The sequence below is a fragment of the Vibrio sp. R12-SG2-ISO1 genome, from assembly GCF_059834045.1.
The window spans coordinates 83,604-95,702 of sequence record NZ_JCBDGO010000005.1 but is presented as its reverse complement, the minus strand read 5'-3'; the positions used below and the strand labels follow the sequence as shown (position 1 = coordinate 95,702).

The 12,099-nt window shown below is 46.6% G+C and carries 13 protein-coding genes; 7 read left to right on the top strand and 6 right to left on the bottom strand.

All coding sequences use genetic code 11. The features are described 5' to 3' along the window. Window positions 1-9 precede the first annotated feature (9 nt). Window positions 10-1,653, bottom strand: coding sequence for a methyl-accepting chemotaxis protein (locus AC6R10_RS04780; RefSeq protein WP_500671625.1), 1,644 nt, complete (start codon window positions 1,651-1,653; stop codon window positions 10-12). Between the two features lie 375 nt (window positions 1,654-2,028). Between AC6R10_RS04780 and AC6R10_RS04775 the strand changes: the two genes are divergently transcribed. The 4 genes from AC6R10_RS04775 to pstB all read left to right on the top strand — a co-directional run bounded on the left by AC6R10_RS04775 (window position 2,029) and on the right by pstB (window position 5,538). Continuing rightward, window positions 2,029-2,850 (top strand): phosphate ABC transporter substrate-binding protein, encoded by an 822-nt coding sequence (locus AC6R10_RS04775; RefSeq protein ID WP_487902909.1) that lies wholly within the window; start codon window positions 2,029-2,031, stop codon window positions 2,848-2,850. A 92-nt stretch (window positions 2,851-2,942) separates the two neighbouring features. After that, window positions 2,943-3,875: a phosphate ABC transporter permease subunit PstC gene (pstC, locus tag AC6R10_RS04770; RefSeq protein WP_487902910.1), complete on the top strand. Its 933-nt coding sequence runs from the start codon at window positions 2,943-2,945 to the stop codon at window positions 3,873-3,875. A 16-nt stretch (window positions 3,876-3,891) separates the two neighbouring features. Beyond that, complete coding sequence (gene pstA / locus AC6R10_RS04765) at window positions 3,892-4,755, top strand: phosphate ABC transporter permease PstA (RefSeq protein ID WP_487902911.1); 864 nt, start codon at window positions 3,892-3,894, stop codon at window positions 4,753-4,755. A 33-nt stretch (window positions 4,756-4,788) separates the two neighbouring features. Further along, on the top strand, window positions 4,789-5,538 hold the full coding sequence (gene pstB / locus AC6R10_RS04760; protein ID WP_334552864.1) for a phosphate ABC transporter ATP-binding protein PstB: 750 nt from the start codon (window positions 4,789-4,791) through the stop codon (window positions 5,536-5,538). A gap of 154 nt (window positions 5,539-5,692) precedes the next feature. On the opposite strand, the gene AC6R10_RS04755 is transcribed toward pstB, so the two are convergent. From AC6R10_RS04755 to AC6R10_RS04745, 3 genes are read right to left on the bottom strand one after another with little or no spacing between them, the layout of a single operon-like run. After that, entirely contained in the window at window positions 5,693-6,046 is a 354-nt protein-coding gene (locus AC6R10_RS04755; protein ID WP_500671624.1) for a hypothetical protein, read from the bottom strand. Between the two features lie 4 nt (window positions 6,047-6,050). Beyond that, window positions 6,051-7,004, bottom strand: a complete 954-nt coding sequence (locus tag AC6R10_RS04750) for a curlin (RefSeq protein WP_500671623.1) — start codon at window positions 7,002-7,004, stop codon at window positions 6,051-6,053. Between the two features lie 56 nt (window positions 7,005-7,060). Then, entirely contained in the window at window positions 7,061-7,678 is a 618-nt protein-coding gene (locus AC6R10_RS04745) for a curlin subunit CsgB (protein WP_500671622.1), read from the bottom strand. Window positions 7,679-8,067: 389 nt separating this feature from the next. Between AC6R10_RS04745 and AC6R10_RS04740 the strand changes: the two genes are divergently transcribed. The 3 genes from AC6R10_RS04740 to AC6R10_RS04730 are packed head-to-tail and all read left to right on the top strand — an operon-like array spanning window position 8,068 to window position 9,831. Continuing rightward, window positions 8,068-8,553 (top strand): curli production assembly/transport protein CsgE, encoded by a 486-nt coding sequence (locus tag AC6R10_RS04740; protein WP_500671621.1) that lies wholly within the window; start codon window positions 8,068-8,070, stop codon window positions 8,551-8,553. A gap of 11 nt (window positions 8,554-8,564) precedes the next feature. Beyond that, window positions 8,565-8,975: a curli assembly protein CsgF gene (locus AC6R10_RS04735; protein WP_500671620.1), complete on the top strand. Its 411-nt coding sequence runs from the start codon at window positions 8,565-8,567 to the stop codon at window positions 8,973-8,975. Between the two features lie 19 nt (window positions 8,976-8,994). Beyond that, complete coding sequence (locus tag AC6R10_RS04730) at window positions 8,995-9,831, top strand: CsgG/HfaB family protein (RefSeq protein ID WP_334552853.1); 837 nt, start codon at window positions 8,995-8,997, stop codon at window positions 9,829-9,831. A 132-nt stretch (window positions 9,832-9,963) separates the two neighbouring features. Here AC6R10_RS04730 and AC6R10_RS04725 read toward each other — a convergent pair whose 3' ends face one another. Beyond that, window positions 9,964-11,196, bottom strand: coding sequence for a quaternary amine ABC transporter ATP-binding protein (locus AC6R10_RS04725; RefSeq protein WP_500671619.1), 1,233 nt, complete (start codon window positions 11,194-11,196; stop codon window positions 9,964-9,966). After that, the gene (locus tag AC6R10_RS04720; RefSeq protein ID WP_500630232.1) at window positions 11,189-12,088 is read right to left on the bottom strand and encodes an ABC transporter permease; all 900 of its coding nucleotides are present in this window, start codon (window positions 12,086-12,088) and stop codon (window positions 11,189-11,191) included. Before AC6R10_RS04720 ends, AC6R10_RS04725 begins: the two co-directional genes overlap by 8 nt. Window positions 12,089-12,099 lie beyond the last annotated feature (11 nt).

The window sequence follows — 12,099 nt, the reverse complement described above, 5'->3', positions numbered from 1 at the left end:
TCTCACGCTTTAGACTTTAAAGAATCCAAGCTGCTGCTTTTGATTTTCAGCCAGTGCCGAGAGCTCTTGGCTGGCGGCGGCGGCTTGAGTGATACCAGTGACGTTTTGGCTCACTAACTCATAGATGTTGCTGAGGTTGTTGTTGACGTCGGAGGTGACTTGCCCTTGCTCTTCGGACGCGATAGCGACTTGAGCGTTAATACTCGACAGGTCGGAAATCGACGTGGAAATATCACGCAGCGAAACACTGACCAACTTTGCTTGCTCTTGACTGCGAGTGATCATCTCAAGGCTTGAATTCACGCTGTCATTGGCACTGCCCGACTGTTTTTGCAATTCTTCGATAATGGTCTGGATCTCTTTTGTCGACTCCTGTGTGCGTGCAGCAAGCATGCGAACTTCATCGGCGACTACAGCAAAACCACGACCACTTTCACCTGCACGCGCCGCTTCAATCGCTGCGTTTAGGGCAAGCAAGTTGGTTTGCTCAGAAATGCTCTCAATCACTTCAATCACTTTGCCGATCTGCTCAGATTGATCTTTGAGTGAGTGAACCACTTGCGCAGCATCCGATAATTGACGCGCCATTTTCTCGCTCTCACGAGTATTCTCATCAAAGACTGCCAAACTCTCTTTTGCCAGTTTATCTGCTTTTAGCGCTGCAGAGTCGGCCAGATTGGCGTTTTGCGTCACTTCGGTTGCCGTGCCCTCCATCTGGTTGATCGCCGACGCCACTTGCTCCACTTCGTTCTTCTCTTGGTCGGAGTTGACGCTCGATTGTGTCATCACTGCCGCTAACTCCGTAGAGGCGGACGCGACATCCACACTGATTCGAACCAATGAGTCGACGGTTTGCTGGAGTTTGCTCACGGTACTGTTGAAGTCTTTAGAGAGTGCAGTGATCTCGTTGTTGCCTTCTTCTTGCACGCTAACGAGTAGATTGCCGTGCGCCAATTGTGTCATGGCTTGTTGTAGGCGCTGAATCGGCGTGACGATGATTCCGGCCAGCAACCAACTTAATATCAACGCGATGGCGAGCACAGCGACAAGACCGATGATACTGCTGTTCATCACCGAAGAGTGGGTTGCCTCACTGCGATGCAGGTCATCCAATGCCAGTTCATTGAGCTTAGTGGAGAGGTGGTCAATGGCTGATACCATCTCTTGCCCGGCCTGGCGGTAGACTGCCGAAGCTTGCTCAAAACGTTGGTCAAACGCCGCACTGGATTGGGTCTGTTGATGTTTCTGATTGAGGAGCGGCACCATAGTATTGATGGAGTAGCGAACGTAGTGCTCGATGGCCTCTTTCATAGCCGAGACTTCTTTTTGCAAGCCCTCTACAGTATTGAGTGAGTCCAGCAGACGTTGACTTTCGCTCTGTTTTTCTAACAAGGTGCTGGCGAGTCCATCAACATCTTCTGCTCGAAACAAGCTGTAGATAGCTTTGATACGCATACCGTAGGTGTTGTCGATAATGTCAGTGAGTTCTTCTTTGTGATTGACGAGATGTTCAGTGGAGCTTTTGACGGTGCCAAACGCGTGAGTCAGGCTATTTGAGCTATAAGTGATGCCTGCGATGAGCAAGATCAGAGTGAATATCACAGGTACAACAACTTGTACCTTGATAGAAAGGTTACTGAGTAACTGGCGCATTAGTGGTCCTCTACATACGAAACTGAATAAGATCTATTATTTTTATAGTTAAGGAGAATGATTCTAATTTGTCTCTGATTTATTTCAATGATCAAATTTATCTTACATAGATAAGTTTGATCCGACGTTATGCAACTTATATTTGCATTAATATCAGATGGTTGATTCTTACCCACTAGATTGATGAGAAAGAGAAGGGCACACCAAGAGTGGTCGAGGTGGTGTAGGCGTCAGTGATGCGCTGATGTCGAGAAATAAGACTGATGTGTCATATAGGCTTCAACGAAGTGAAACACAACTGTCACATTTGAGTCCTAAAGTGAGCAGCGTTCAAGTGAAACACAACGGCAATAAAGCCAACTTAAGGAAATTGTGATGAAAAAGACAGTAATCGGTGCAATCGCACTTCTAGGCGCCATGGCAGTGACTCCTGTTTCTGCTAAAGAAACAATCTCTGCTGTAGGTTCTAGCAGCGTAACTCCACTGATGGAAGTTTTCTCTGAAACATACATGAAGTCAAACTCTGATGTGTTTATCGAAGTTCAAGGACCAGGTTCTTCTGCGGGCGTGAAAGCGGCGAAGAACGGCAGTGCTGACCTTGGCATGTCTTCTCGTAACCTGAAAGAGTCTGAGAAAGAGCCAACATTGAAAGAGCTAACAGTTGCACTCGACGGTATCGCTGTTGTGGTGAACCCTAAGAACGATCTTAAAGGTCTAACTGCTGAGCAAGTAACGGCTATCTACACAGGCGAAGTGACGAACTGGAAAGACGTGGGCGGCGCAGACAAGCCTATCGTAGCGATCACGCGCGATACTGCATCAGGTACACGTGGCGCGTTCGAAGACATCATGAGCCTTAAGAAGAAGATCTCGGGCAAAACTGTGTCAGCGATTTCTCAGCGTGCTCAAGTGGCCAACGGTAACGGTGCTCTTAAAACCATGGTTGCCTCTAACCCATACGCGATTGGTTACATCTCTCTAGGTACCGTTGACGAGTCGGTTCACGCACTAGCGATTGACGGTGTCGATGCAACGGTTGACAACGTGAAAGGCGGTTCTTACAAAGTGGCGCGTCCTTTCCTAGTTCTTTACCGTGAAGGTCAACCTACTGCGGCAACACAGAAATTCCTAGACTGGATGGTGTCTGACGACGCGCAAGCGCTTGTTGACCAAAAAGGTTACATCTCAGTTAAGTAACGCCAGTAAGATTTTAATTGCTCAGCCCCCTTTGGGCTGAGCCTTTTCTCACTCTGAAACGAGTGTTTCACTCGTTATCTCGGTAAGATTTTATGACCATCGCAACAAGTAGTGAAAAGCTTATGAATACTCAAGCGACTCAAGTATCTAAGCCAAGTCTTCGTGCCAAAAAGCGCGTTGATTGGAAAGAGCGCATCTTCCATGGCTTATTCTTAACCAGTGCTATTATCGGCATTGTTTCTCTCGCCATCATTGCTTACTTCATTTTTAGAGAATCCATTCCTGCCTTTCAAGAAGCGGGGATTACCGGCATTGTTCTAGGCCAAGACTGGTTGCCACCGGCACTGTATGGTGTGGCGACCATGATTGTCGCTTCGATTGTGTCCACCTTTGGCGCAGTGATTGTGGGTGTGCCGATTGGTGTATTGACTGCCATCTTTATTGCGGAAATCGCGCCTAAACGTTTAGCGGATGTGATTCGCCCAGCGGTTGAGCTGTTAGCGGGTATCCCTTCGGTCGTCTATGGCTTCTTTGGCCTCGTCATCATCGTTCCGCTGATTCAAAACATTTTCAATGTGCCTGCGGGTAACACCATTTTGGCCGGTATCATTGTACTCGGGGTGATGATCCTTCCTACGGTCATTACCGTGTCTGAAACCTCAATTCGCGCTGTGCCTCGTTCCTACAAAGAAGGGTCGTTAGCGCTGGGGGCGTCAAAAATCTACACCATCTTTAAGCTTCTCGTTCCAGCGGCACGAAGCGGTATCATGACTGGGGTTATCTTAGGCATTGGTCGCGCATTGGGCGAAACGATGGCGATCATTATGGTCATGGGTAACGCACCGGCGATGCCACAAGGTATTTTAGATTCCGCACGTACGCTGACCGCTAACATTGCGATTGAAATGTCCTACGCAAGCGGTGTACATGCGAACGCTCTCTACGCAACGGGCGTGGTACTGTTGGCCTTTATCATGATGTTAAACGGTGCATTGTTGTACTTAAACCGCGAAAAAGCGAAATAAGCGATAGGTGAAGATTATGGACCGCGTGAAATTAAAACAGTCTCGAGAGCGTAAGGATCAGATCCTCAATGCGTTTGTTTGGTTGTCTGCTGCGCTGACAGTTGGCTTCCTATTTTGGATTATCTGGTACATTCTTTCGAATGGCCTACAGCATGTTGATTGGAAATTTATCTCTGGCGATTACACTCGAACCGGTGATGAGCAAGGTATCTTTCCGATGATTGTATCGACCATTTACATGGTTATCGCATCAATTGCGGTTGCGGCCCCAATGGGCATCATGACCGCCATCTACTTAACAGAATACGCCAAAGTGGGCAGTAAACTGGTCAAAGTTATCCGTTTCTGTACTGAGTCACTGGCGGGTATTCCATCGATCATCTTTGGTCTGTTTGGTATGACATTCTTTGTGGCGATTTTGGGGCTGGGCTTCTCCATCCTATCGGGTGCATTGACACTGAGTATCTTGATTCTTCCCGTGATCATCCGAACTACGGAAGAGGCGTTGATGTCCGTACCACAAACATACCGCGAAGGCTCATATGGCCTTGGCGCATCGAAAATTTACACTATCTGGCGCCTAATTTTGCCAAGCGCAATGCCAGGTATCTTAACCTCGGTCATTCTAAGTATTGGTCGTGTGATTGGTGAGTCTGCCCCTGTATTTCTCACCGCAGGTATGGTCGCGCGTATTCCTGATTCGTTATTCGATTCAGGCAGAACGCTGACGGTACACCTGTACAAGCTCACTACAGAGCTCTTCACGATAGATGAGTGGAATCAGGCCTATGGAACAGCGACAGTGCTGATTGTGGTTGTTCTATTGATCAACATGATCACTAAACTGATTGCTCGCCGCTTCAATACCGCGACTTACTGATCGCTGACTGACCAAATTTAAGAGATTAAGACCATGAACAAATTCAACATTGAAAATCTAGACCTGTTTTACGGTGAGAACCAAGCCCTTAAATCGATCAACCTTCCGATCCCAACCCGTCAGGTGACGGCGTTGATTGGGCCTTCAGGCTGTGGTAAATCGACGCTGTTGCGCTGCTTAAACCGCATGAATGACTTGATTGAAGGTGTGACTATCAAAGGCTCGCTTGAGATGGACGGCACAGACATCTACGGCAACATTGACGTGGCGGATTTGCGCATTCGTGTTGGGATGGTGTTCCAAAAACCTAACCCTTTCCCTATGAGCATTTATGAAAACGTGGCTTACGGTTTGCGCGCTCAGGGTATCAAAGATAAAAAGCACATCGATGAAGTGGTAGAGCGCTCACTGCGTGGCGCAGCTCTGTGGGATGAAGTCAAAGATCGTCTTAAATCGCACGCTTTCGGCTTGTCGGGTGGTCAGCAGCAGCGTCTATGTATCGCGCGTACTATTGCGATGGAACCGGATGTGATCTTGATGGATGAACCGACGTCCGCGCTTGACCCAATCGCGACTCACAAGATCGAAGAGTTGATGGAAGAGCTGAAAAAGAACTACACGATCGTGATTGTGACGCACTCCATGCAGCAAGCACGTCGCATCTCCGATCGCACGGCGTTTTTCTTAATGGGTGAGTTAGTTGAGCATGACGATACACAAGTCATCTTCAGCGACCCTAAAGACGATCGCACCAAAGGCTACGTGAACGGCGACTTTGGTTAACGCTTAGCGGCTAATCAACAGAATTTACTGGCAATATCACTATAATAATATGCGATGGTACTTTGCCCCTCTTCTTAGAGGGGCTTTTTTGTGTCCGTCTTTTACTCATGACAGCCTTTCACTCATGGCATTAGTGAAGATTGAGATTTTTAAACTAACGTGATTGGTTTTCTGACAATGTGCAGTCTTGATGTAAGGACAAGTGAAGCGGTGCCACTTGAGGGGCGCTCAGTAACAGTGTGACTGGAAGCGTATCGAGGGAAACCGTGACGCGCGAACCTGGGCTCAACGAGCTTTGAATCGTGTTTGTACCTTGCAGTTTAATCTTGCTGCCAGAGGGGATTGTGGGCAGCGCAGTGATGGTGAGATGCAAAGGCGCAGCCTGTTCTTGCCTACAGTTTAGCGATGCAAATGGGGGAATAGAGATAGACACCGATTCTGCCAGTGTACTGAATGACAAAATGAAAGCGACGCCAAAGGACGTCGCTTTATAAACTAATGTGTTCACGATATTAGTTTTGGTTAATGGTTACTGTAGAACTGTTAGCATTAGTGCCATATACCATCGCGATGTCATTTGCGTTTTGTGTAACGTACACTTGGTTGCTATCAGAACCTGATAGATCGACGGTCGCACTAGAGCCGTAGCTTGTTTGCGTAACGCTGAGGATATTTTGATCACTGCCAGAATACACATCGATATCCGCTACGTTGTTATCGTTTTGAGAGACAGTGACGGTGTTCCAGAAACTACCGCCATCAATATTCACTTCTGCTAGGTTACCATTGTCTTGTGTGACCAACACAACGTTGTGATCACTCACATCCGTAACATCGATATCAGCAACACTGCTATCGCCATGCTGGATGGTGGTAACGGTGTTATACCACCCGTCGTTAATATAAACGTCGGCGGTATTACCAGAGCCAGCATTGACAGTGTTGGTGACAACGTTGGATAAGCTGTTGTTGATAATGTTGTTATTCACAGTGTTACCATATGCAGCCGCTCCATTAAATGAAGCGGTAGTAACGTTACCATTGCCTTGAATTAGGATGTTGGCGTCGTTGTAATCGCCACTATTCACTTGAACGGTAGAGATGTTTTGATCCCCGTCTTGATCTACAGAGAACGTGTTGTACTCGTTAACACTGCCCGAGGTAAACATCATGGCGTTGTTACTGTCCCCCAACTGTTGTACTTCAAATACAGAGTGTTCAGCATTGTCTGCGTTGACGGTTGTCACGTTCAAATCACCGGTTTGGTTGATCGTCGTGCCGTTATACTCAGTGTCTTTCATGGTTACAAACGCATCATTTCCGAGTGCCGGATTGAGGTGGGTCGTGTTTTGATTGATGACGACGTTGTCGCCTAGTGCGTCAGTTAATGTGACGGAGGCATCGTTTCCCGCGTATGCTGCACCAGATGCAAGAATAGCTGAGATTGTAATCGCTAGTTTTTTCATGAATAGATCCTTTATATGTCCATTATTAATATAGATTTCGTTCCTTTATGTCTGCATCACTGCCGAACATAAATACCGCGACTCATACTGCTTATAATTAGGATGGAATCATTTCCATCTTGTTCGATACCATAGCTAGAACCGCCTTTATCAAAAATGTACGCTTCATTGCTATCGTTAGTTTGTACGATACTAATGTCGCTTCCATAGTTTGAGCTGCAGTTCCAACCACTGCACTGACTAAGAACAGCAACGTTGTCGTCGCCGTCTTGGCTAATGTAGCTGTTGTGGTGTCGACCCGATTGTTCAAGATAAGCGTAATTATTAGTGCCTTGCTGTTCTATCATCCCGATATTATTTGAACCTGCTTGGTTAATGACTGCTTTACTTGAATAAGAGTTGTGTTGTACCACCTTGGCTTTATTTGTTCCTTGACCATAAATATCTTGATTAATCTCTATCTCAGAATCAGAACTGCTTATTATGGTGACCTCTGCATAGTTCTTTTCAGACGTGTTAACCGATAATAAGTCACGGTAACCGGGTGCACTACTGTAAAATTCACCAAATTCCGCTGACATCTCATCTGTAAACCGTGCGCCTGCGTATGCATGAGCCATGGATAATAAAGATAAGACAACAAAACCCTGACGTAATAGTTTTAGATTTTGCACCTTAACCTCCGTTATTTAGGTGTCGGCTACAAAGCCTGCTCCATAACTCACGATTAATTATGCTCTGGTTTATCACAAAAACAATGAACTTAAATTTGAAAATGTCTGGTATCAATTTTCTTTCTAATGAGACGCTGTTTTGCGTTGTGCAATCTAAAGTTTAATAAAACCAGTTTCATAGTTAGTTAAAAAGTTTATGTTTTGTTTTATCTTATTGATTTATATTGGTTTTGTTGTGTGTTTTTTGTGGGTGCTTTAATTTGTTTTTAAGTTTATTAGTCGTGGTACTCTTTGTTCTGTCTCAATATTGAGATGATCTAAAATGTCAGTAAACTGCCCTTTCAACTTTTTCAAAGATCATATAAGTTTTAATCATATTCATACTCACCATGCAAAAGTGGACATTTAGAATGAAACTAACAAACACCTTAAGGGTTATTTTTTTTGGTTTTATTCTGATGATGTTTAGTGTCACATCTGCTGCACAGAAGGTAGAGGTGGGTGATGAATCAAGCGATGATGGTCATTTTGAAAACAATGAGTTTTATATTGAAGTTGAAGGCCTGATTGTTGATAGAACGATGACAAGGCTAGGTGATGATTTCTATTTTTTCTTTACTCAGTATATGAATGACCGCCATGGCTCATTGCAAGAGAATTTGGTGGTGAAGGAGCGTCCTACTGCTCTGTCAGGCAGTATTATTAGCGTTCTTCACCGAGACAAAGTCATTTATCGCACTGCGTTGTCGCCAGGCAGAAAAACAGCGCAAGACAAAGCCAAAGAGGCGCTCAGTGCAGTCACAAATTACCTATTGAGATGGAAAGCTCAACGCGAGTATCAAGATACCTTTGATCTCGAACGAGATGAGTTCTAAAGGATGAAACTATGAAACGAAAAGTAATTGGTTTACCGGTGTTTCTGTTGAGTATGCTTGCTGTGAGCACTCAGGCGACAGAATTGATCTATACCCCAGTGAACCCAAGTTTTGGAGGCAACCCGAACAATAGTTATCACTTACTTAGCATTGCCAATGCAATCAACGACTATGAGGCGCCAGGGAATCAATTTGGCTTTGAGGAAGAATCGGCGTTAGAGCGACTTGCCAATAGTTTGGAATCCAGATTGATCAGCCAACTCTTAGCGGATGTAGGCAATGGGAATACGGGTCAACTGGAAACGGATGATTTCTACTTAAACATTGTGGATGACAATGGCTCGTTAATTGTACAGATTGTCGACAAGATTTCAGGTGAGTCCACAGAAATCAAAGTTGCTGGGTTAAACCCTGATCAATAACTATTTCCGGAGACTTCCCATGCGCCTGATTACTCTCACTTTACTCTGTGGCTTATTATCCGGTTGTGCCATTTCTATGGATATGCCTGATACTGACGAAGCACCGACTTTGATGCCACGCGGAGCAACTTACCAAGACTTGGTCAACCTACCTGAACCTCGAGGTAAGATTTTGGTCTCTGTCTACGACTTTCGCGATCAAACCGGTCAATATAAGCCTCAACCTAACAGTAACTTCTCGACGGCGGTCCCCCAAGGTGGTACGGCGCTGTTGACTGCGTCTTTGCTTGACTCCAAATGGTTTGTACCGCTTGAGCGAGAAGGGCTACAAAACTTGTTGACCGAGCGCAAGATTATTCGAGCGGCACAAAATAAGGGCTCAGGTGCAGAAAACCACGGTGATGATTTGAGTGCACTGAGCTCTGCTAATGTCGTGATTGAGGGCGGTATCGTCGCCTATGACTCAAACATTAAAACCGGCGGTGCGGGAGCACGCTATCTTGGTATTGGCTCATCGGGGACATACCGAACAGACCAAGTCACAGTGAACTTGCGTGCGGTGAATGTTCGTACGGGGCAGATTCTGCTTAGTGTCACCACGAGCAAGACGATATTTTCCCATGAACTGACGGCAGGGGCGTTTCGTTTTATTGACTACCAAGATTTACTTGAAGTCGAAGCGGGGTACACGAACAACGAGCCAGTTAACGTCGCTGTGATGTCTGCGATAGATGCGGCGGTCATTCACGTCATTGTTCGAGGTATCAGTCAAGGACTTTGGCAGCCGGCTAACCCAGAAGACAGAAACAACGCGTTGCTACAAAAATACGCCAAACAGACTCATCAGATTTTATAAAAGCAAACCTAAGGCCAAAAGCCTGTCTATTCAGAAAAGTCACGCCTATACAGATCGTATAGGCGTTTTTCTGTCTGCTTGTATCACTTAAGTGCTCAATCGTGATTGAGGGAGAGTGGTGTTTACTATCACCTAGGAAGGAGTATTGGCGGGTTTATCCTTGTCATCCTGTGCCGCGTCCTCGCCCGTGTCGGCAAATATCTCCGCTACTGCGCTGCGCTCTAACTCGCCTTGCAGATTTCCTTCGTCATCAACGACGGGTAGAGAGTAGTCGTACGACATGGTATCGACCAGCACCTCTTCGATGGCAGAATCGGCAGAGACCGTCGGCACTTCCTCATAGATTTCCTGATTGATTGCGTCTTCGCCATGTTCTTTGGCGGCATCCATCAGACCCTCTTTGGTCAACACGCCCTGATACCCCTCTTCAGTGACATGATAGGCGTAATCCTGTTTGAAGCCTTTCATCTGTTTGATGGCGTCTTGAATTGTGGTGGCGGTAATGCGATACGCGGGTGGGTTCATCACGGTTTCCACCGTGAGCGCGCGAGCACGATTGACGTCTTTGACAAACGCCTCAACGTAATCATCAGCAGGGTTCAAGAGGATATCGTCCGGTGTGCCTTGCTGAACTAACTCGCCATCTTTGAGGATGGCAATTCTGTCGCCCAATCTCAGAGCTTCATCCAGATCGTGAGTAATAAACACGATGGTTTTGTGCAGTTTTTCTTGCAGCTCGATAAGCTGATCTTGCATTTCACTGCGGATCAGAGGGTCGAGCGCCGAGAAGGCTTCATCCATGAGCAGGATTTCGGCATCGGTACACAGGGCACGTGCTAAACCGACACGTTGCTGTTGTCCCCCAGAAAGCTGAGAAGGGTACTGGTTTTGATAGCCTGACAGCCCAACGGTATCGAGCCACTCATTGGCTTTTTTTAAGCGCTCTGGTTTTGCGATGCCCTGAATTTCTAACCCGTACGCGACATTGTCGACAACCGTACGATGAGGGAGCAGGCCAAAGCGCTGAAATACCATCGACATTTTGTGACGGCGGAACTCTTCAAGCTCGCTTTGACTGAGCTTCATCACATCGGTCCCTTCGACCAAAATCTGGCCTTCGGTGGGGTCGATGAGTCGATTAAAGTGTCGAATCAAGGTGGATTTTCCAGAGCCTGACAGGCCCATGATGACAAAAATCTCCCCTTTATTGATTTGGAGATTGATCTCTTTAAGTCCGACAGTATGGCCGGTTTCAGCGAGTACGTCGTCTTTGCTTTGACCCTGCTTGACTCGCTCCATGACAGAGTGTGGCTTGGCACCGAAGACCTTGTACAAGCCACTGATCTCGATAAGTGGTTTAGTCATGTTTCAGATCTCCTAGATGAGCTTGGGTGCGCTTTGCATACGCTTGTGAGGCTCGGTCAAACAAAATAGCCAGCACGACGATGGCAAATCCGTTAAGTAGGCCTAACGTAAAGTATTGGTTGGTGATGGATTTAAGAACGGGTTGCCCTAGGCCTTTTACACCAATCATAGAGGCAATGACCACCATCGATAGCGCCATCATGATGGTTTGGTTGATGCCTGCCATGATGGTGGGCATCGCCAGTGGGAGTTGCACGCCAAACAGCCGTTGTTTGGCGCTGGCGCCGAAGGCCGTCGCGGCTTCGAGCACCTCTTTGTCGACCAAGCGGATACCGAGGTTGGTTAGGCGAATAACCGGAGGGATCGCATAAATCACCACGGCAATGAGCCCCGGTATTTTACCGATGCCGAGTAGCATTACGACCGGAATGAGATACACAAACGCGGGCATGGTTTGCATGATGTCCAACATCGGCGTGACGATAGATTGGACTCGATTTGAACGCGCCATCGCAATACCAATAGGGATACCAAGTACAATAGATAGCATGGTGCAGACAGTGATGATACTCAGCGTTCGCATAGTATCTTCCCACATACCAAAATAGCCAATGAAAATTAGTGAGATAAAACACCCGACACCCAATTTCCAAGAGCGGCTGGCCAAATAAACAAGCGCGGTACAGACCGCAAGAACAATAACCCAAGGCGTGGAGAGGAGCAGTTTTTCAAACCAAATTAAAAATGAGAGCAGTGGGTCAAAGAAAGACTCGATCATTTCACCGTATTCGCGAGAAAACTCGCGGTAGGCACCATCGAGTGTTTTGCGAATCGCTCGCAAATCTGAGCGTTCCATTTCTGGAAAGCTGCTAAACCAACTATCACTAGACATCGTGTTTATTC